At 68.3% G+C, this 19146-nt stretch carries 17 protein-coding genes and 1 tRNA gene; 9 read left to right on the top strand and 9 right to left on the bottom strand.

Translation table 11 applies throughout. From position 1 onward, the window contains the following. Both ABS78_RS19270 and ABS78_RS19265 read left to right on the top strand, forming a co-directional pair. Positions 1-1391 (top strand): RNA-directed DNA polymerase (locus ABS78_RS19270; protein ID WP_293383223.1); only part of this gene is annotated, 1391 nt, incomplete at its 5' end. Between the two features lie 6 nt (positions 1392-1397). After that, complete coding sequence (locus ABS78_RS19265) at positions 1398-2348, top strand: hypothetical protein (protein WP_293383220.1); 951 nt, start codon at positions 1398-1400, stop codon at positions 2346-2348. 73 nt (positions 2349-2421) lie between these two features. Here ABS78_RS19265 and ABS78_RS19260 read toward each other — a convergent pair whose 3' ends face one another. Further along, a complete protein-coding gene (locus tag ABS78_RS19260; RefSeq protein WP_293383217.1) occupies positions 2422-2982 on the bottom strand; it encodes a hypothetical protein in 561 nt (186 codons plus the stop codon). A gap of 495 nt (positions 2983-3477) precedes the next feature. Here ABS78_RS19260 and ABS78_RS19255 point away from each other — a divergent pair, with 495 nt between their 5' ends. Further along, positions 3478-4257 carry a DUF3313 domain-containing protein gene (locus ABS78_RS19255; RefSeq protein ID WP_293383214.1) on the top strand — a complete coding sequence of 260 codons (780 nt, stop codon included), beginning with the start codon at positions 3478-3480 and terminating at the stop codon, positions 4255-4257. A gap of 40 nt (positions 4258-4297) precedes the next feature. Continuing rightward, on the top strand, positions 4298-5044 hold the full coding sequence (locus tag ABS78_RS19250; protein ID WP_293383211.1) for a hypothetical protein: 747 nt from the start codon (positions 4298-4300) through the stop codon (positions 5042-5044). A gap of 62 nt (positions 5045-5106) precedes the next feature. Here the strand turns inward: ABS78_RS19250 and ABS78_RS19245 are convergent, their stop codons facing one another. From ABS78_RS19245 to ABS78_RS19235, 3 genes are read right to left on the bottom strand one after another with little or no spacing between them, the layout of a single operon-like run. Continuing rightward, complete coding sequence (locus ABS78_RS19245; protein ID WP_293383208.1) at positions 5107-6162, bottom strand: 2-oxoacid:ferredoxin oxidoreductase subunit beta; 1056 nt, start codon at positions 6160-6162, stop codon at positions 5107-5109. Beyond that, entirely contained in the window at positions 6159-8018 is a 1860-nt protein-coding gene (locus ABS78_RS19240; RefSeq protein ID WP_293383205.1) for a 2-oxoacid:acceptor oxidoreductase subunit alpha, read from the bottom strand. The genes ABS78_RS19245 and ABS78_RS19240 overlap by 4 nt, the downstream gene beginning before the upstream one ends. After that, positions 8011-9795, bottom strand: a complete 1785-nt coding sequence (locus ABS78_RS19235) for an FAD-dependent oxidoreductase (protein WP_293383202.1) — start codon at positions 9793-9795, stop codon at positions 8011-8013. The genes ABS78_RS19240 and ABS78_RS19235 overlap by 8 nt, the downstream gene beginning before the upstream one ends. 339 nt (positions 9796-10134) lie before the next feature. Here ABS78_RS19235 and ABS78_RS19230 point away from each other — a divergent pair, with 339 nt between their 5' ends. Continuing rightward, positions 10135-10332, top strand: a complete 198-nt coding sequence (locus tag ABS78_RS19230) for a hypothetical protein (protein WP_293383199.1) — start codon at positions 10135-10137, stop codon at positions 10330-10332. Positions 10333-10465: 133 nt separating this feature from the next. Here ABS78_RS19230 and ABS78_RS19225 read toward each other — a convergent pair whose 3' ends face one another. Both ABS78_RS19225 and tig read right to left on the bottom strand, forming a co-directional pair. Further along, a complete protein-coding gene (locus tag ABS78_RS19225; RefSeq protein ID WP_293383196.1) occupies positions 10466-11242 on the bottom strand; it encodes a Fic family protein in 777 nt (258 codons plus the stop codon). A gap of 175 nt (positions 11243-11417) precedes the next feature. Continuing rightward, a complete protein-coding gene (tig, locus tag ABS78_RS19220; protein ID WP_293383232.1) occupies positions 11418-12776 on the bottom strand; it encodes a trigger factor in 1359 nt (452 codons plus the stop codon). Between the two features lie 280 nt (positions 12777-13056). On the opposite strand from tig, the gene ABS78_RS19215 reads away from it, so the two are divergent. Both ABS78_RS19215 and ABS78_RS19210 read left to right on the top strand, forming a co-directional pair. After that, a tRNA-Leu gene (locus ABS78_RS19215) sits at positions 13057-13141 on the top strand. A 69-nt stretch (positions 13142-13210) separates the two neighbouring features. Then, complete coding sequence (locus ABS78_RS19210; protein ID WP_293383193.1) at positions 13211-14437, top strand: glycosyltransferase; 1227 nt, start codon at positions 13211-13213, stop codon at positions 14435-14437. A gap of 19 nt (positions 14438-14456) precedes the next feature. On the opposite strand, the gene ABS78_RS19205 is transcribed toward ABS78_RS19210, so the two are convergent. Genes ABS78_RS19205 through ABS78_RS19195 form a run of 3 tightly spaced genes read right to left on the bottom strand, consistent with a single transcriptional unit; the run spans position 14457 to position 16700 of the window. Further along, entirely contained in the window at positions 14457-14789 is a 333-nt protein-coding gene (locus ABS78_RS19205; protein WP_293383190.1) for a peptidase inhibitor I78, read from the bottom strand. Continuing rightward, positions 14786-15250, bottom strand: a complete 465-nt coding sequence (locus ABS78_RS19200; RefSeq protein WP_293383187.1) for a DNA polymerase III subunit chi — start codon at positions 15248-15250, stop codon at positions 14786-14788. The genes ABS78_RS19205 and ABS78_RS19200 overlap by 4 nt, the downstream gene beginning before the upstream one ends. A 1-nt stretch (position 15251) precedes the next feature. Further along, positions 15252-16700 (bottom strand): leucyl aminopeptidase, encoded by a 1449-nt coding sequence (locus ABS78_RS19195; protein ID WP_293383184.1) that lies wholly within the window; start codon positions 16698-16700, stop codon positions 15252-15254. 125 nt (positions 16701-16825) lie between these two features. On the opposite strand from ABS78_RS19195, the gene lptF reads away from it, so the two are divergent. Both lptF and lptG read left to right on the top strand, forming a co-directional pair. Further along, positions 16826-17971 carry an LPS export ABC transporter permease LptF gene (gene lptF, locus ABS78_RS19190; protein WP_293383181.1) on the top strand — a complete coding sequence of 382 codons (1146 nt, stop codon included), beginning with the start codon at positions 16826-16828 and terminating at the stop codon, positions 17969-17971. Continuing rightward, positions 17968-19071, top strand: coding sequence for an LPS export ABC transporter permease LptG (gene lptG / locus ABS78_RS19185; RefSeq protein ID WP_293383178.1), 1104 nt, complete (start codon positions 17968-17970; stop codon positions 19069-19071). The genes lptF and lptG overlap by 4 nt, the downstream gene beginning before the upstream one ends. The last annotated feature ends 75 nt before the right edge of the window (positions 19072-19146 follow it).

Here is a 19146-nt window from a genome sequence, read left to right as displayed (position 1 = left end):
GATGTCTCCGCGCGCCGGCCTCTTGCAACCCCCGCCGAGCACGGCTCAGATCAACCCAGGACTCTCGTTACGACTGGATGAGAAACGGGGGTCACGTCAACGCCGAGGGTCCGCGCGCCATCTTCAAGTTGGACTTCGGGATTGTGGATCGTCGAACAGCGGAGATACTGGCTGGCTACGATCACGCGTTTAAGACTGACATCACTCGCTTCTATCATAGCATCTACACTCATTCCATTGCGTGGGCTCTTTATGGCAAGGGGTGGGTGAAGAACAACCTCCACACGCCGGCATTCAAGAGCTCACTCGGAAACGCGCTAGATGTCGAACTGAGGAAAGGCCAGGAAGATCAGTCGATTGGTATTCCAATCGGCCCTGACACATCGCGTATCTTGTCAGAGATTATTGCTGTAGGCCTGGAACGTGAATTGCAGCCGATATTGGCAAATCTCGACCGACGCTCAGTTCGTTACGTAGATGATATACTTATTGGGTTTGACGAAGGAGAGAGCGAAGAACAAGTGGCGGCTGCGCTAGAAGCTGCCATGTCTCACTACGAGCTGGACATCAACATCTCCAAGACCCGAACGCTCGGCAAGCGAGCCATGGAGTGCATTGAGTGGGTTCCGGAGCTTCGCGCGTGCCCCGTCAGGTCTGGAAATGCCACTATCCAAAGAGGTGACTTGGAGAGGTTTTTCACGCTCGCTCTCTTTTACGCTAAAGAGAATGAAAAGGACGCCGTCCTGAAATGGGCGATGAAGCGAGCGCGAACTTTCAAGGTGCAGAACGCAAACGTTCCCCTCTTCTTCGATTACATGATTCGACTGGCTCGGAAGTCACCAGCAACGCTGCCCATCCTAGCTCAATCTCTAATTGAAGCGCGAAGCAACGCGTTGCCGATCCCCATGGATAGGGTCGAAAAGTTCATATGCGACACTATTCGGGTTCATTCACGCGTGGGCCATGCATTTGAGGTCAGCTGGTCTCTATTCATCGCGAAGGGCCTGCGCATCAAGCTTCAGCGTGCGCAGTTGGCAGAGGTCTTCAAGATTGAGAGCAGTCTCTCCGCACTGCTTTGCATGGATCTGAGCGCCCGCGGCTTGATCGACGGCGGCATCGATGAGGCGGCATGGCTTCCTTATGGCACCACGGACGGCCTAACTTCCCCAATGTGGCTCCTGGCATATGAGGCGGTGCGGAAGAACTGGTGGTCGGACGGACGTCGAAACTACGTCGACGATCATCCACTGTTCGGTTCGATGCTGCGGCGGGGGGTATATTTTTACGACGAGAAGCGTAACGTACCGCGTTTGCGAAATGAGCTGAAAGAAGCAAGGACCCAGCGCATTAGATCTGAATTAATATTGAGTCGCTGGCTAGAGTACATCTAATGACCCATGACCCGCAGGAACGAGGTGTATAGTCCAGAACGGTTCACGATTGATTTGGTCGACTTTCGGGAGCCGATCGATACGTGGAAGCCGCGGATCGCCGATAGGGGCCGCCGTCGCCACCTCAGCTACACACTCGATTTCGACACGCGCGCTGTGCTGTTGGAGCAAGAGCCGGGCCCGGGCTGGAGCGAGGAGACCACGCGGCTTCACCTGGAAAACCGCGAAAAGGTGCGCCAAGGTCTGGCGGCGCATTTTGGCGGGCAAGCGCTGGAGCGCAAGGTCGCCGACTTCGTGGCCATCAAGTCAAAGCCATTCTCTGTCTTAGCCTATCACAATCAACTCTTTGAGCAGGTGCGCGGAGCCTTTGTCCTTGGTGCCTATTATCCTGCGCTCGTGGGCGCATGCGCGCTTGGCGAGCGCATTCTCAATCACTTGATACTCGACCTTCGTGGGGCCTTCACACACACGCCGGAGTACAAGCACGTCTATCGCAAGGACTCTTTCGACGATTGGCGCGTACCGATCGACACACTGGCGGCTTGGGGTGTGCTTGTCCCGGAGGCCGTGACGGAGTTTCGCGCTCTGATGGCGCTGCGGCACCGCTCGATCCACTTCAACGTGAGCACCTATGCGACCCTGAGGGATGACGCATTGGCGGCGATCCTGCACCTACGCCAGATCATAGAGGTGCAGTTTGGCACGTTTGGGTTGAAGCCCTGGCTGATTCCGGGAACAGCGGGCTTGATGTTCATTTGCAAATCCTGGGAGGACCATCCCTTCATCCGCGCCTATCACGCAAGGAGCTGTCCCTTCGTTGGACCGTATGTAGCAATCTCCTTCGAGCAGGGCTTGCAGTACTTCGACCACCACGATTACGGGGACGGGGACTGGAGCGATGAGGAGTTTGCAGCGGTCTACTCAGCCCGAGAGCCAGGGCACCTGGCGGCGTCATAGGACTTCGTGAAGGGCGGCTTCGTGCAGAGAAGCCGATGTCCCCTCCTGGCGCAAGACGGCCGCAACGCCTGCATCAGTCGTTCTGTCGACGCCAATCGCGAGGCGATCCGCCGGGAGTTTCCGGAAGCGTGGCGAGCATTCTCCTTGCACGGAGACGCGTCTCGGCGCCGTGGCCAGATAGGAGCGCGCGCAAGCCCGCGCGAAGGTTCGGGTGGTCCAGTTTGAGCGCCAGGCGCACGTAGTCGCCAAACTCGCGGCTCCACCGGTTGGAGACGACACCAAGAATGACAGCGTGAAGTCGGGCGACCTGAGAGGTCGTCAGCGGTACGCCCTTCAGCGCGCGCAGGACCTTGGTCTTCGTGTATCCCGACCGAAAGAACATCGGATCCGCCTCCAGAAACTCGATCAGCACGTCGACGCCTTCGCGGTCACCTCGCCGAAGTCCATTGAGCGTGGCTTCGAAATCCGACGGATAGGCTGCCTTGAGAGCGGCGTAGAACTCCTCGACGCTCCGATGCCAACGCTGACTGGCGGGACTTCCAGCGTACCGGTCGCGCACTTCGGCGAATGCAGCGTGCAGAGCTGCCTGTTTCTCCCGAACGATCGCGGCGTGCTGGCGGAAGGGGAATGGCATGAGCCCAGAAACTCGGAGTGGCGAGGGGCGAGATTATTGAATGTTCGGTTCAGGCGCGGTGAATCGACGCTCCCAAAGCGCTGAAGACAGCGGAGGCGCGCCCTGAGCGGCCTCCGACCGCGCATCCACCACCTCCCCCGCCCGTGCGCCCCGCCTCATCCGAGACGAGATCCGCTCTCAACTGAGGAGCCGCCCGTGGCCGGCCATCAAGCCGCCGCCTGTATGATATCGCCCTCCCCCTCGATCGCGATGATCGACGAGGTGGCGGAGGGGCTGCCGTTCGACGCCGCCGACGAGCTGGCCGCCGCGCTCGCGCCGGGCGGTGTGGTGGCATCGGCGCCTGTTCGGTCGAGGCGCGCGAGGGCGGCCCGTCGTCGGTCGTCCGGGGTGATGCGGGGATCGTATGGCCAAGCACGGCGCCAAACCCGGACTTGTGCGTTTGGGGGAGCGTCGCGGCCGGTGGGCCGCCCTCCCCCGGATGTGTGTGTGCGTGCCATGAGAGTCCTGATCGCCCTGCCCCTTCTGCTCGGCCTGGCCGCGTGCGCGAGCGCGCCGAAGCCGTCGGGGCAGTTGTCGTCCTATGAGGGCCTGGAGCGGCGGGAGGGCGCGGTGCGCACCGGGCTGGCCGTGCGCAAGGCGACGCAGCCGGCGGGCCGGATCGTCATCGAGCCGACGCAGGTGGCCGAGGGGCCCGACACGGCGTGGATGACCGCCGCCGAGCGCGCGGCGCTGGCCCGCGAGGCCGACGCTCAGCTCTGTTTCGAGCTGACCGAGCGCTACGAGCTGGCGCCCACGCCCGAAGAGGCCGACGCGCGGATGCGGGCGGTGATCACCCGGGTGAAGCCCACCGGGCGGACGGCCTCGGCCTTTTCGGCGGCCAGCGGGTTCTTCATCCCCGGCCCCATCGGGCTCCGCGTGCCGGGCACGGTGGGCGGGCTGAGCGCCGAGGCCGAAATGACGGACCGGGCGGGCCGGCAACTGGCCGCCGTGGTCTGGACCCGCGACGCCCAGCCGATCGGAACCGACAACCCCTCGCTGAGCCGGCTGGGCGATGCGTTGCAGTTCGTGGAGCCGTTCGCCGACGCCGCCGCGGCGGCCGCCACGCCCGAGGGCTTCAAGAGCCGCAGGATCGGCGACGACGACCCGTGCGCCGCGTTCGGGCCGCGAATCCGGCCCGAGGGCTTCCTGGCGAAGTTCGCCACCGGCCTCTATGTACCGAACCTGAGCGGCGCCAGGCCGGCGGCGGCCGATGAAGGCGCAACCGAGACGCGCTGAGGTCTCGGGATCGTATGGTCAAGCTGTGAGTTCCGGGGCCATGGACACTCGATTTCGCAAAATCCTCGTCATCGGCGCCGTCGCGTTCGCGCTGGCCGCGCCGGCGTCCCAGGCGCTGCTGGGCTTCGGGCTCTCGGCGTCGGCGTTCGCGGGCCAGGGGGACAGCACGCTCCGGGCCGTGGGCTGGGCGTTCTCGATCTGGAGCCTGATCTACACGGGGCTGGTGGCGTATGCGATCTACCAGGCCCTGCCCCGCAACGACGGAAACCCGCGCCTGGCGGCCCTGGCCGTCCCATCGGCGGTGGCCATCGCCGGGTGCGGGGCGTGGATCCTGGCCTCGGCGTTCAATGCGCGCTGGCTGTCGGTGGCGATCATCCTGGTGTCGGCCGTCAGCCTGTCGTGGGCGCTGGTGCGGACGCCGCGGGCGGGGTCGGCGGCGGTCGGCGAACGGCTCTGCGTATGGTGGCCGCTGGGGCTGCTGGCCGGGTGGCTGACCATCGCCACGGCGCTGAACATCCTGACCGTGATGACGGCCGAGGGCCTGCTGGGAGGACTGGCGCGGGCGGCGGCGTTCGCCGGGATCGTGGCGGTGCTGGTCGCGGCCCTGGCCGGGCTGCGGGCGACACGCCTGGCGGCGTTCGGCGCGCCGGTCGCGTGGGGCCTGATCGGCGTGTGGGCGGCCGAGCGGGCGGCCAAGGCCGACGTGGCGGCGCTGGCCCTGGGCGCGGCGGTGCTGGTGGCGGCCTATGCGGCTTGGCAACTGCGTCCGGCAGGACGCGGTGGGTGAGAGCCCCCTCCACCGCCCTTCGGGCGGTTCCCCTCCCCCTGTGGGGGAGGAGGGGGAGGCCGCTAACGCAGCGCGGCGTTGATCTTGGCCAGGGCCGCGGCGCCGGGGACCAGTTCGGCCTCGCCGAGCTGGTTCAGGGGGGTGTCGACGGTGCCGACGGCGTCGTGGAGGTCGCCGGACTCGGGGTCGACGAAGAGCAGGCCGGTGACGATCTGGCCCCGCGCCTGGCGGGCCTGGAGGTAGCCCAGGGCCTGGGCGCGGCTGGAGGGGTTGTACAGCTCGTTCAGCTTGTGGAGCGAGAGGATCGAGCCGTCGTGCTGCTGGACGCGGACGGTCTCGCCGGGGGCGTAGTCGACCTTGATCTCGTCGCGCGGGGTGATGACGTCGAGGCGGTTCACGGCCTCGTTGTGCTCGCGCACATAGTCGAAGCTCTTGGTCGAGCCGTTGTGGTTGTTGAACTGCACGCAGGGGCTGATGCAGTCGATGAAGGCCGCGCCCTTGTGGGCCAGCCCCGCCTTGATGAGGGGGACGAGCTGTTCCTTGTCGCCCGAGAAGCTGCGGGCGACGTAGGTGGCGCCCATCTGGAGCGCCAGGCTGACCATGTCGATGCCGGCGTCGGTGTTGACCACGCCGCGCTTGGACTTGCTGCCCTTGTCGGAGGTGGCCGAGAACTGGCCCTTGGTGAGGCCGTACACGCCGTTGTTCTCGACGATGTAGAGCATGTTGACGCCGCGGCGGATGGCGTGGGCGAACTGGCCCAGGCCGATGGAGGCGCTGTCGCCGTCGCCCGAGACGCCCAGGTAGATCAGGTCGCGGTTGGCCAGGTTGGCGCCGGTGAGCACCGAGGGCATGCGGCCGTGGACGGTGTTGAAGCCGTGGCTGGCGCCCAGGAAGTAGTCGGGCGTCTTGGACGAGCAGCCGATGCCCGAGAGCTTGGCCACCCGGTGAGGCGGCAGCTCCAGCTCGAAGCAGGCCTGGATGATCGCCGCCGAGATGCTGTCGTGGCCGCAGCCGGCGCAGAGGGTGGAGACCGAGCCCTCGTAGTCGCGGCGCGTGTAGCCCAGGCTGTTGGTGGGCAGGCTGGGGTGATGGAGCTGGGGCTTGAGGATGTAGGTCATTCGGCCGCCTCGTACTGGCCCTGGGTCAGGCGCGCGGCGATGGCGCCGGCGATGAAGCGCGCGGTGATCGGCGTGCCGTCGTAGTGCAGGATCGCCGGGAGCCGGGCCGGATCCACCTGGCCCTCGTTCATCAGCAGCGTGCGGAGCTGGGCGTCGCGGTTCTGCTCGACCACGAAGACGCGCTCGTGGGCGGCGATGAAGTCGAGCACCTGGTCCGGGAACGGGAAGGCGCGGACGCGCAGGGCGTCCACCCGGTGACCCTGGGCCTCCAGCATCTCGAGCGCCTCGTCCATCGCCGGGCTGGTGGAGCCGTAATAGATGACGCCGTCGCGGGCCGGGGCGCCCTGCCCCTTCGCGGCGCGCAGGACCGGCTGGGGAACCAGGGCCTTGGCGGTCTCGAACTTGCGGAGCAGGCGCTCCATGTTGTCGACGTAGACCGCGCCCTCCTCGGAATAGCGGGCGTAGGGATTGCGCGAGGTGCCGCGGGTGAAATAGCCGCCCTTGGTCGGGTGCGCGCCCGGATAGGTGCGGTAGGCGATCCCATCGCCGTCCACCTCCTTGTAGCGGCCGAAGTCGGCGCCGGCCTCGAGCATCTCGGCGGTCATCACCTTGCCGCGGTCGAGCCGGCGGCTGTCGTCCCACTGGAAGGGCGTGGTCAGCCACTCGTTCATGCCGATGTCGAGGTCGAGCATGACGAAGACCGTGGTCTGGAGCCGGTCGGCCAGGTCGAAGGCCTGGGCGCCCATCTCGAAGCACTCGCCCGGATCGGCCGGCAGCAGCATCGGATGCTTGGTGTCGCCGTGGCCGGCGTAGGCGGCGGCGATCAGGTCGGCCTGCTGGGTGCGGGTGGGCATGCCGGTGGACGGCCCGCCCCGCTGGACGTCGAAGATCACCGCGGGGATCTCGGCGAAGTAGCTGAGGCCGATGAACTCGGTCATCAGGCTGACGCCCGGCCCCGAGGTGGCGGTGAAGGCGCGGCAGCCGTTCCAGCCGGCGCCCACGACCATGCCGATCGAGGCGATCTCGTCCTCGCCCTGGATGATGGCGTAGCGGGCCTTGCCGGTCTCGGGATCGACGCGCAGGTCCTGGCAGTAGGCGGTGAACGCCTCGGCCAGCGAGGTGGAGGGCGTGATCGGATACCAGGCGCAGACGGTGGCCCCGCCGTAGACGGCGCCCAGGGCGGCGGCCTGGTTGCCCTCGACATAGATGCGGTCGCCCACCGCGTCGGCCTGGCGCACCTGGAGCGGCAGGGCGGCGAGGTACTTCCGCACGTAGCCCACGCCCATGCGCAGGGCCTCGACGTTGGCCTTGATCAGGCGGTCCTTGCCGGCGAAGTCCTCGGCCAGCAGCGCCTCGATGGCGTCGACGTCCATGCCCAGCAGGGCGGCGAGCGCGCCGACGTAGATGGTGTTCTTGAACAGCTGGCGCTCGCGCGGCAGCTCGTAGGCCTCGTTGCACATGGCCGTCAGCGGCACGCCGATGACCGTGACGTCGTCGCGGAAGCGCGAGGCGGGCATGGGCTTGGTGGAATCGTAGAACAGGAAGCCCCCGCTCTCGATCTCGGCCACGTCGCGGTCCCAGGTCTGGGGGTTCATGGCGACCATCAGGTCGACCCCGCCCCGGCGGCCCAGGTGGCCGGCCTCGGTGATGCGCACCTCGTACCAGGTGGGCAGGCCCTGGATGTTGGACGGGAAGATGTTGCGCGCCGCCACCGGCACGCCCATCCGCATCACCGCGCGGGCGAACAGGCCGTTGGCGCTGGCCGAGCCCGAGCCGTTGACGTTGGCGAACTTGACGACGAAGTCGTTGACGCGGGTTTCGGGGGTGCGGGGTTCAAGAGCGCCGGCGTCAGGCATGACAGCCCCCCGCATGCGTCGTCTCCAGATACAGCTTCTGCATGTCCCATGCGCCCGTCGGGCACCGCTCGGCGCAGAGGCCGCAGTGCAGGCAGACGTCCTCGTCCTTGGCCATCACCCGCCCGGTGGCCAGCTTGCCCGAGACGTAGAGGTCCTGGGTCAGGTTGACGGCCGGCGCCTTGAGACGGCCGCGCAGGTCGGCTTCCTCCCCGTCGTCCGTGAAGGTGATGCAGTCCATCGGGCAGATGTCGACGCAGGCGTCGCACTCGATGCACAGCTTGTCGGCGAACACGGTCTGGGCGTCGCAGTTGAGGCACCGCTGGGCCTCCATCAGCGCCAGGTCGCGGTCGAAGCCCAGCTCGACCTCCAGCCGGATGTCGCGCAACGCCTCGGCCTTGTCGCGCATCGGGACCTTGAAGCGCGGGTCGTTCGAGACGTCGTTGTCGTAGCTCCACTCGTGGATGCCCATCTTCTGGCTCACGAGCGTGGCGGTGGGCGGCGGGCGATCGGCCACGTCCTGGCCCTGGCAGAACTTGTGGATCGAGACGGCGGCCTCGTGCCCGTGGGCTACGGCCCAGATGATGTTCTTCGGCCCGAACGCCGCGTCGCCGCCGAAGAAGACGTTGGGCAGCGTCGACTGGAAGGTGGTCTCGCCCACCTTCGGCATATGCCATTCGTCGAACTCGAGGCCGATGTCGCTCTCGATCCAGGGGAAGGCGTTCTCCTGGCCGACGGCCACCAGGACATCGTCGCATTCGTGGTGCTCGTCGGGCTCGCCCGAGGGGACCAGCCGGCGGCGGCCGCGTTCGTCGAACTCGGCCTTCACCACCTCGAAGAGCACGCCGGTCAGCCGCCCGCCCTCGTGGGTGAACGCCTTGGGGACCCGCATGTTGAGGATCGGGATGTCCTCGTGGATCGCGTCTTCCTTCTCCCAGGGGGACGCCTTCATCTCGTCGAAGCCGGACCGGACGATCACCTTCACGTCCTCGCCGCCCAGGCGGCGCGAGGTGCGGCAGCAGTCCATGGCGGTGTTGCCGCCGCCCAGCACGATCACGCGGCGGCCGATCTTCTCGATGTGGCCGAACGAGACGCTGGCCAGCCAGTCGATGCCGATGTGGATGTTGGCCGCGGCCTCCTGGCGGCCGGGCAGGTCGAGGTCGCGGCCGCGCGGCGCGCCCGAGCCCACGAACACGGCGTCGTACCCCTCGTCCAGCAACCCCTTGAGGCTGTCGACCCGTTGGCCCAGACGCAGTTCCACCCCGCCCAGGCGGGTGACGAAGCCAACCTCCTCGTCGATCACCTCCTCGGGGAGCCGGAACCGGGGGATCTGGCTGCGGATGAAGCCGCCGGCCTTGGCCTCGGCGTCGTAGAGCACCAGCTCGTAGCCCAGGGTCGCCAGGTCGCGCGCCACGGTCAGCGAGGCCGGGCCCGCGCCCACCAGCGCCACCCGCTTGCCGTTCCGCTCGCCGGCCGGCTCGGGCATGCGGGCCAGGACGTCGCCCTTGTTGTCGGCGGCCACCCGCTTCAGCCGGCAGATGGCCACCGGCTCGTCCTCCACCCGGCCGCGGCGGCACGCCGGCTCGCAGGGCCGGTCGCAGGTGCGCCCGAGCACGCCCGGGAAGACGTTGGACGTCCAGTTGATCATGTAGGCGTCCGAATACCGGCCCTCGGCGATCAGCCGGATGTATTCGGGGACGGGGGTGTGGGCCGGACAGGCCCACTGGCAATCGACGACCTTGTGAAAGTAGTCGGGGTCGGCCTCACGCGTGCGCTGCAAAACTCGCTTCCTTCCGGGACGCTCTACTCCCGGAGCGAGATGTCGCCCCTGATGGTCAGGGGTGGCTTCACGCCCCGGCGCGGCGTTGAGTCTGAAGCGTACGTGCCGCACGCTACGGAAGCCAACGAATTCGTGATCGCCCGGACGCCCGAAGGCCGGCCCCTGCGCGCACATCGGCCCCCACGTACGCCGGCCCTCACGTACGCCGGTCCCGTGCGTACACTGCACTGTGATCGGGGCCGGGCCGGTCAGGTCGTTTCCGGCGTTGGCGACCGCAATGTGTGAATGATAACTTAACTTTGGGAGAGGCCTCGCGCCCGCGAGGTACGGGAGACACGCATGGACCCGCACACGCACGCCGTGCCCGAAGACGCGCGCGCTTCTGACGCCGTTGTTTCCGATACTACCGGCTTCGAGGCCTTCGAGCAGCTCGCACCGCTGGACCCGACCGACGCCTTCAACCTGCACCGCGCCATCAACGAGCGCCGCGCCCAGGTGGAGAACGCCGCCCTGCTGAGGCATCTGCGGTCGCTTTAGCGCTCACCCCTTCCCGCAAGGGAAACCCGGGGCCATAGCGAACGTGACGCCACCAACTGGACGCTCGCGCCGATAACTGTCCGTATGGACGCGTAGCCGGACGCCGTCTGCACCACGCCCCGCGAGGCCTCCATCAGGACGCTGGTGGCCGATCCCGTTCAGACGGACCTGGCAACGCGTCGCGAAAGGCGTTCAGGTACGCCTCCAGGGTGGCGTCCAGGCGCTCGTGCATGAGGGTCTGGAACGGAACGAGGTCGTCGACGAGCGACGCCTGCTCCAAGGCATCGAGATAGCGCGCGCGATCCTCGGGCCGGACGGCCACGGGCGCATAGCCGCCACGCAGAAGCATGAGGTTCATGAGCAGGCGTGCGGTGCGGCCGTTGCCGTCGCTGAACGGATGGATGGCGGTCAGCCGGAAATGCGTCTCGAACGCCGACGCCGGCGAGAGCGGTGCGGTTTCGAGGCCACGGCCGAACGCGTCCATCAGTTCGGGGATCTTCCGCGGATTCGGGAACACCACGGCCGAGCCCGCGATCCGGCGGGTATGGTCGCTGTAGAACCCGGCGATCTCCGGCTTGCTGCGCGCCACGATGCGCCGGTGCAACTCGGTCACGGTGGTCTCGCCGAACGGCGTGTCACGGCTGGCGAGTTCGCGCATCCAGCGCACAGCCTGATAGTGGTCCTCGGCCTCGAGATGGTCGCGCAGCGGCTTGCCGCCCACCGTAATGCCATGCTCGATGAGTTCCGCCGTCTCGCGATGGGTCAGCGTGTTCCCCTCGATCGCGTTCGACGTGTAGGTCAGTTCGACATCGTAATAGTGGACGAGGTTCCTGAGCGCGTCCGGACGCAGCGGCCGGAGCCGGTCCAGCTCCGCCTTCTTCTTCTCTATGCTGCGTTTCAACTGTTGCATGGGACATCAACTCTAGAGTGATCACCCATGAAAATCTAACGACCGAAGACCGCCTCCCGACCACGCTGGCGCGAGACCTGCGCCTGGACAGCTTTGGCGAGAACGGCTTCGGCCCGGCCGGCGGCGCACCACCGGCCGGAGCCGTACAAGTTCGAACCGTGGACGCGCCTGCGTCCTACTCCGCGTAGCCTGCGGGCAGGTCGTCTTCCTTGAGGAGGTCGTCCTTGGACACCGCCTGATCCTCGACCTTGGCCTGGGAGACGATGAGGTCGACCACCTTGTCCTCGAAGATCGGGGCGCGGAGCTGGGCCTGGGCGTTGGCGTTCTGGCGCAGCAGGTTGAAGATCTCCTGAGCCTGGGCGCCGTACTTGATGGCCTCGCGGCGGATCGCCTCGTTCAGCTCGGCCTCGGTGACCTGGACGTTGTTGTTGCGGCCGATCTCGGCCAGCACCAGACCCAGGCGCACGCGCCGCTCGGCGATCTTGCGGTATTCCTTCTGGAGCTGGTCGTCGGTCTTGTCGGCGTCTTCCGGCGGAAGCTGGCCCGAGGCCTTGTCCTGCTCCACCTGCTGCCAGATCGACGAGAACTCGGCCTCGACCATCTTGGGCGGCAGCGGGAAGTCGTGCTTGGAATCCAGCTCGTCCAGCAGGGCGCGCTTCAGCTTGAAGCGCGAGGCGCCGGCGTACTGTTCTTCCAGGTTGCCCTTCACCAGCTCCTTGAGCTTCTCCAGGCTCTCCAGGCCCAGGCGCGTGGCGAACTCGTCGTCGGCCGGCGCGTCCACGGGCGCGCGGACTTCCTTGACCTTGGTCTCGAACTCGGCGGCCTTACCCGCCAGGTGCGCGGCCTGATAGCCTTCCGGGAAGGTGACCTTCACGGTCACGTCGCTGTCGGGCTTGGCGCCGACGAGCTGCTCCTCGAAGCCCGGGATGAACTGGCCCGAACCCAGCACCAGCTCGACGTCGGTGGCCGTGCCGCCCTCGAAGGCCTCGCCGTCGACGCGGCCGATGAAATCGATCACGAGCTGATCGCCGTCCTTGGCCTTCACGGTCTTGCCCGTGCGCGGCTCATAGGTGCGGTTCTGCTTCGCCAGCTCGGCGACCGCCTCGTCCACCTCGGCCTCGGTGGGCGCATAGACCGGGCGGGTCAGCGACAGCGTGGCCGCGTCCACCGGCTCGAACTCGGGCATCAGGTCGACGGTCAGCTCGTAGGCCAGGTCGGCCTTGCCGTCGATCACGGCCTCGATGTCGCCCTCGGGCTTCAGCTCGGGCTCGCCGGCGGGGCGCAGCTTGTTGTCGTCGAGCACCTTCTGGGTGCTTTCGGTCAGGCTCTGCTGGACGACTTCGGTCATGATGGCCTTGCCGTACAGGCGGCGCACATGGGCGGTCGGCACCTTGCCGGGCCGGAAGCCCTTCACGTTGAGAGTCGGCGCGATCTCCTTGATCCGGGCCTCCAGACGCTCGGAAAGCTCGGCGACCGGGACGGTCACGCCATAGACGCGGCTCAGGCCTTCGCCAGACTTCTCAACGATCTGCATCGACATTCTTAGTTTCCTGGATGCGGGACGCGGCGTGCGCCCGAGCACCCTCTCAAGCCAAACGGGGAAGGCCGCCGGACAGGGCCCGGCGGCGCGAACGCGCCTTATGTCACGGCGGCGGCGGCCGTGAAAGCCCCCCGAACGGCGGCCGAAAGCGCCCGAAAGCGCAGGGCGAACCGCCTTCGATCCCGAACGGAAGACGCCGGCGTCCGCCCGATCGCCGGCCAAGTCGCCCCTTGACGCGCCGCCCCGCGCCCGCGATGGCAGGCCCCGGCCCCATGCGGATGTGGCGGAATTGGTAGACGCACTGGATTTAGGTTCCAGCGCCGCGAGGCGTGGAGGTTCGACTCCTCTCATCCGCACCAGGGCCTCGAAGGCGCCGGCGTAAGCCGCGCGTGAGTGACAGGCGGCCGGCGGGCGGGCAGATAGCCGCCATGTCCCGCGGCGTCCTCTTCGTGCACAACAACTTCCCCGGCCAATTCCGGGATCTGGCCGAGGCCCTGGTGGCGCGCGGCGTCCCCTGCTGCGCCGTCGGACAGGACCACGCCGGCGCCGTCGACGGCGTCCGGGTGGCCCGCTACGCGCTTCCAAGAGGGACGACCCCGAACATCTTCCCGCTCGCCGTGCGGGCCGAGGCGGACCTGATCCGAGGCCGGTCCGCCTTCGAGGCCGCGCGGTCGCTGAAGCACGAAGGCTGGGACCCCGCGGTGATCGTGGGCCATCCCGGCTGGGGCGAGATGACCTTCCTGCGCGAGCTGTTCCCGAACGCGCGCCAGGTGGTGTTCGCCGAGTTCTGGTATCGCGGCCGCGGGCTGGACGTGGGCTTCGACACCGAATTCTTCCCGCACGACCTGGATTCGGTGCTGCGCGCCGACGCCAAGAACGCGGTGATGTCGCTGGCCTGCGCGGAGGCGGACGCCATCGTCTGCCCCACCCCGTTCCAGGCGGGCGCCCTGCCCCGGGCGTTCCGCGCGCAGGCGCGGATCATCCACGAGGGGATCGACATCGACCTGGCCCGACCCGGGCCGGCCGCGCCCTTTCCCCTGCCCGACGGGCGGGTGCTGTCGCCGGGGACGCCGGTCGTGACCTACATCAACAACAACATGGAGCCCCTGCGCGGGCTGCACGTCTTCGCGCGCGCCCTGCCCCGCCTGCTGCGCGAGGCGCCCGACGCCCATGTGCTGATCCTGGGCGAGGCGGCGCGGCGGCCCTATGGGGGAAACGCCGCCGACGGGCGAACCTGGCGGGAGGTCTGTTTCGACGGCGTCGAGATCGACCCCGCGCGGACGCACTTCCTGGGCCGGACGTCGCACGCGGTCATGCTGGACGCGCTACGCCTGGGCTGCGCGCACGTCTATTACACCTACCCCTTCGTGCTCTCGTGGTCGCTGTGCGAGGCGATGGCCTGCGGCGCCTACGTGATCGGCTCGGACACCCCGCCGCTGCACGACGCGATCGAGGACGGGGTCAACGGCCGGCTGCTGCCGTTCTTCGACCACGACGCGCTGGCCGGCGCGCTGGTCGAGGCGTGCCGCGACCCCGGGGCCTACGCGGCCCAGCGGCAGGCCGCCCGCGAGACGGCGGTCGCCCGCTTCGACCGCGCAAAGGGGCGCGAAGCCTGGCTGGGCCTGCTGCGCGACCTGGGCGTCGCCATCCGCTGAGGGCCGCGCGGCGGATGCGTCAGCCGCAGCGGACCTCCTTGATAATCCCCGTCGCGGCGTCGAAGTAGAAGTTCAGGCGGTCGGCGCGGTAATCCATCGTCACGGGACAGGTCGTGCAGGCCACGCGCTGACGCTCGGGCCGCACCGGCGTCGGGATCTCGCTGCGGGGGCGCCCGACAAGGTTCTGGTGCTCGGCCGCCCCACAGGTGTCGGGCGCAGGCGGCGGAGCAGGCGGTGGCGCAGGCTCGGGAGCCGGCGCGGGCGCCGGGGCCGGCGGTTGGGGCGGCGTGGAGCATCCCGCCACGGTTCCGATCAGCGCGGCCACGGCCATCGCCACGATCCGGGATCTCATGCCTGCTTCTCCCATCGGCCGCCCTGCTGGCGCCAGTACGACACCGGATGTCCCCGCCCCTTCACCAGGCTCCAGAGTCCGCGGGCGTGCCCGAGCTGGACCTCGTCGCCGCCGTCGAAGAGGACCACGCAGCGGCTGTAGCCGTCCAGATCTCCCGGTTCGGCGCCGTCGATGAGGAACAGGGCGTCGGCGCCGTTCGGATTGGCGTCGTCCGTGGTCAGCAGGATCGGCTGGCGCGGCGCCACGGGCTCGCCCGCCGGGCCGTGCGGCAGGAAGCTGTCGTCGCGATAGCTCCACAGCCAGCCGTCCAGATGCTCCACCCGCTCGGCCGCCGACGAGCGGACGATGGCCCGCCAGCCCCGCTGAAGCGTCTTCTCCAGCAGTTCGGGCAGGGCCTGGTCCAGCCCGGTGCGCTCCAGGTGGTAGAACCAGACCTCGCAGGCGGACGCAGGCTCGGCCACGTCAGCCCTCGTATTTGTCCCGGACCAGGCGGTTCAGGAGCCGGATGCCGTAGCCCGTGGCGCCGTCGGGGCTGGTGGGGACGGTCGAGGGCTTCTTCCAGGCGGTGGAGGCGATGTCGAGGTGGGCCCAGGGCGTGTCCTTGACGAACCGCTTGAGGAACAGGGCCGCGGTGATCGAGCCGCCCGGACGGCCGCCGGTGTTCTTCATGTCGGCGATCATCGAGTCGATCTGCTTGTTGTAGGCGTCGGGCATCGGCATGCGCCACAGGCCCTCGTCCTCGGCCCTGGCGGCCGCCAGCAGGTCTTCGGCCAGCGCGTCGTCGTTGGAGAAGCAGCCCGCCAGGTCGTTGCCCAGCGAGATGATGATGGCGCCCGTCAGCGTGGCCAGGTCGACCATGAACTTCGGCTTGAAGCGGTCGTTGCAGTACCAGAGCGCGTCGGCCAGCACGAGGCGGCCCTCGGCGTCGGTGTTCACCACCTCGATGGTCTGGCCCGACATGGAGGTCAGGACGTCGCCGGGGCGGTAGCTGTTCCCGTCGGGCATGTTCTCGACCAGGCCCAGGACGCCCACGGCGTTCACCTTGGCCTTGCGCCCGGCCAGGACGTGCATAAGGCCCGCCACGGTTCCGGCGCCGCCCATGTCCCACTTCATGTCCTCCATGCCGTCGGCGGGCTTCAGCGAGATGCCGCCGGTGTCGAAGCAGACCCCTTTGCCGACGAAGGCCACCGGCTGGGCCGATTTATCGGCCGCGCCGTTCCAGCGGATGACGACGAGCTGGCTCTCGCGGATGCTGCCCTGCCCCACCGCCAGCAGCGAGCCCATGCCCAGCGCCTTCATCTCGGCCTCGCCCAGGACCTCGATCTCCAGGCCCAGGCTCTCGAGCGCCTTCACGCGCCGGGCGAACTCGACCGGGAAGAGGACGTTCGGCGGCTCGGACACCAGGTCGCGGGTGAAGCTGACGGCGTTGGCCAGGGCCGCCATGTCGGCGAAGGCGCCCAGCGCGGCGTCGGCGGCGTCGGTGACCACCAGGGTCTTGGCGATCGACGGCTTCTTGTCGGCCGGCTCCTTGGTCCGGTACTTGTCGAAGCGATAGCTGGCCAGCCGCACGCCCAGGGCCGCGTGCGCCGCGAGGTCGGCGTCGGCGATCCCCTCGATGCGCAGGGTCTCCAGGCCCGACGCCTTCACCCCCGCATAGGCGCTGGCCGCCGCGTGCTCGGCGCCGAGGGCGTTGAACGCGTCCTTCTTGCCCGCGCCCACCAGGACGAGACGCGCCGCGTCGGTCCCCTGCGGCGCGAGGATGTCGAGCGTCTGGCCCTTGGCGCCGGTGAAGCGGCTGGCCGCCACGGCCTGGGCCACCGGCCCTTCCTGGGCCTCGCCTTCGAAGACGATGCGGGCCACGGCGGTCCTGGCGGGAATCGCGGCGCCGGCCGCGACGAACTCGATATCCATTTCGACGTCTCTCTAGCAGGTGCGACTGCGGCCCACGGTCAGGTTGTGCGGGGCGGCGACGCATGATTTAGAACAGGTCCGCGGACGGGGCGCGCTCAATCTCAGCCAAGGCCGCTTTTTAGACGATGCGCCTGATCGACCGATACCTCCTGCGGCAACTCCTCGGCCCCGTCGTCCTGGCCACGCTGGCGCTGACGGCGGTCGCGCTGCTGAGCCAGAGTCTGGCCGGCCTGGACCTGATCGTGAACCAGCGCCAGAGCGCGCTGGTGTTCCTGAAAGTGACGCTGCTCTACATGCCGCAGCTCATCAACCTGATCCTGCCCATCGCCGTGTTCGTGGCCGCGCTGGTGGCGCTGAACCGGCTGCATACCGAGCAGGAGATCGTCGTCTGCTTCGCGGGCGGGATGAGCCGGTGGCGGGTGATCTCGCCGGCCATGCGGCTGGCCTGCACCATCGCGTTCCTGGCGCTGGTGATGAACCTGTTCGTGCAGCCGGCCAGCTTCCGCACCCTGCGGCAGGAGCTGTTCCAGGTGCGCACCGACCTGGCCGCGACGCTGGTGCGCGAGGGCGAGTTCACCGAACCCGCGCCGGGGCTGACGGTCTACGCCCAGAGCGTGAACAGCCAGGGCGACCTCCAGAACCTCTTCATCCACCAGATCAAGGCCGACGGCGGCACCACCACCTACACCGCCGAATCCGGCCGGGTGGGCCGCGCCCAGGGCCGCCCCGTGCTGTTCATGCGCAAGGGCACCAACCAGGAGTTCTCCAGCCGCGGCGTGCTGAACTACCTGACCTTCGACGAGTACATCTTCGACCTGGAGCCGCTGGCCAGCACGGACGAGCTGATCCACTACAAGCCCTCGGACCGCTACCTGCACGAGCTGTTCTTCCCCGACCTCCAGCAGGACTGGGAGCGGCGGAACCGGCTGGAGCTGCTGGCCGAGGGCCACGCGCGGATCGCCTCGCCGCTCTACAACATCGCCTTCATGGCCCTGGCGCTGAACGCCATCATCGGGGGCGGCTTCTCCAGGTTGGGCTATGGGCGGCGGATCGCCATCGTGGGCGCCACGGCGGCCGGCGTGCGGCTGCTGGGCTTCCTGTTCCAGTCCGGCGCCGAGGACGAGGTCTGGCTCAACCTCGGTCAGTACCTCACGCCGCTGGCCGCCACCTGGATCGCGCTGGCCCAGATCTTCCGCGGGAAGATCAACCGGCACATCGACATCACCCGCCGGCCCGCGAACCTCGCGCCCTACGTGGGGGCGCGCGCATGATCGTGTTCGGCCGCATCGAGCGCTATGTGGTGGGCTACCTGCTGCTGGGCGTGCTGGGCGCGCTGGCGATCATCTCGGCGGTGATCGTGCTGATCCAGTTCGTGGAATTGGCCGGCCAGATCGGCACGCGGGTGGACGTGGGCGCCGACAGCCTCTTCCAGCTCACCCTGCTGCGGGTGCCGTCGCTGATCCAGATCCTGCTTCCGTTCTGCTTCCTGTTCGGGGGCATCGCGGCCTTCGTCGGCCTGAACCGGCGCAGCGAACTGGTGGCCATGCGCGCGGCCGGCGTCTCGGCCTGGCGGTTCATCCTCCCGTCGGCGGGCGCGGCCTTCATGCTCGGCGTCCTGGCGGTGGCGGTGCTGAACCCGGCGGCGGCGGCGCTGAACGCGCGCTTCGAATACGAGCGCGCCCGGATCATGGCCAACTATCTGGGCGACACGCCCCGCGAGGTCTGGCTGCGGCAGGGCGACGGCTCGGGCCAGGTGGTGATCCACGCCAAGGCGCGCGAGGCCCACGACGGCACCGTCACCCTGCGCGGGGTCTCGCTGTTCATCTACGAGAACGATCCGCGCGGCACGCCGGTCTTCCGCCGCCGGCTGGAGGCGACCGAGGCCACGCTGATGCCCGGCTTCTGGCGGCTGAAGAACGTCCGCGAGGCCATGGCCGGCGACAGCTCGATCCGGTCCGACACGCTCACCATCCGCTCGTCCCTGGACCCGGAGGCGGCGATGGAGAGCCTGGCCTCGCCCGAGGCGATTCCGTTCTGGCGCCTGCCCAAGGCCATCCAGCTCACCGAACAGGCGGGCTTCTCGGCCTCGGGCTACCGGCTGCGGTTCCAGCAACTCCTGGCCACGCCGCTGCTGTTCGCGGCGATGGCGGTGCTGGCGGCGGCGTTCTCGCTGCGGCTCACCCGCCTGGGCGGCCTGGCGGGGCTGGCGGGCGCCGGCGTGGCGCTGGGCTTCATCCTGTTCTTCTTCAACCAGTTCGCCGGCGCGCTGGCCAAGGCCGACATCATTCCGCTGTTCGCCGCGGCCTGGGCGCCCGCCCTCGTGTCGGCGCTCGCCGGGGTGACCCTGCTTTGCTACACGGAAGACGGTTGAATCGGCGGTGCGCGGCGCTATGCATCGCGGGCCTGTCAAAAACGATGCGCCGGCACGCCGCCGACAGACGCGCAT

The sequence above is a fragment of the Phenylobacterium sp. SCN 70-31 genome (assembly GCF_001724605.1).
In the GTDB taxonomy this organism is placed as follows: Bacteria; Pseudomonadota; Alphaproteobacteria; order Caulobacterales; family Caulobacteraceae; genus Phenylobacterium.
Note: the sequence above shows the minus strand (reverse complement) of the source record. Positions and strands in the feature narration are given on the sequence as shown.

Bases quoted from the DNA above. Each gene is read 5' to 3' on its own strand.
- ABS78_RS19265 (WP_293383220.1), top strand. From the start codon at position 1,398: ATGACCCGCAGGAACGAGGTGTATAGTCCAGAACGGTTCACGATTGAT.
- ABS78_RS19260 (WP_293383217.1), bottom strand. From the start codon at position 2,982: ATGCCATTCCCCTTCCGCCAGCACGCCGCGATCGTTCGGGAGAAACAG.
- ABS78_RS19255 (WP_293383214.1), top strand. From the start codon at position 3,478: ATGAGAGTCCTGATCGCCCTGCCCCTTCTGCTCGGCCTGGCCGCGTGC.
- ABS78_RS19250 (WP_293383211.1), top strand. From the start codon at position 4,298: ATGGACACTCGATTTCGCAAAATCCTCGTCATCGGCGCCGTCGCGTTC.
- ABS78_RS19245 (WP_293383208.1), bottom strand. From the start codon at position 6,162: ATGACCTACATCCTCAAGCCCCAGCTCCATCACCCCAGCCTGCCCACC.
- ABS78_RS19240 (WP_293383205.1), bottom strand. From the start codon at position 8,018: ATGCCTGACGCCGGCGCTCTTGAACCCCGCACCCCCGAAACCCGCGTC.
- ABS78_RS19230 (WP_293383199.1), top strand. From the start codon at position 10,135: ATGGACCCGCACACGCACGCCGTGCCCGAAGACGCGCGCGCTTCTGAC.
- ABS78_RS19225 (WP_293383196.1), bottom strand. From the start codon at position 11,242: ATGCAACAGTTGAAACGCAGCATAGAGAAGAAGAAGGCGGAGCTGGAC.
- tig (WP_293383232.1), bottom strand. From the start codon at position 12,776: ATGCAGATCGTTGAGAAGTCTGGCGAAGGCCTGAGCCGCGTCTATGGC.
- ABS78_RS19210 (WP_293383193.1), top strand. From the start codon at position 13,211: ATGTCCCGCGGCGTCCTCTTCGTGCACAACAACTTCCCCGGCCAATTC.
- ABS78_RS19205 (WP_293383190.1), bottom strand. From the start codon at position 14,789: ATGAGATCCCGGATCGTGGCGATGGCCGTGGCCGCGCTGATCGGAACC.
- ABS78_RS19195 (WP_293383184.1), bottom strand. From the start codon at position 16,700: ATGGATATCGAGTTCGTCGCGGCCGGCGCCGCGATTCCCGCCAGGACC.
- lptF (WP_293383181.1), top strand. From the start codon at position 16,826: ATGCGCCTGATCGACCGATACCTCCTGCGGCAACTCCTCGGCCCCGTC.
- lptG (WP_293383178.1), top strand. From the start codon at position 17,968: ATGATCGTGTTCGGCCGCATCGAGCGCTATGTGGTGGGCTACCTGCTG.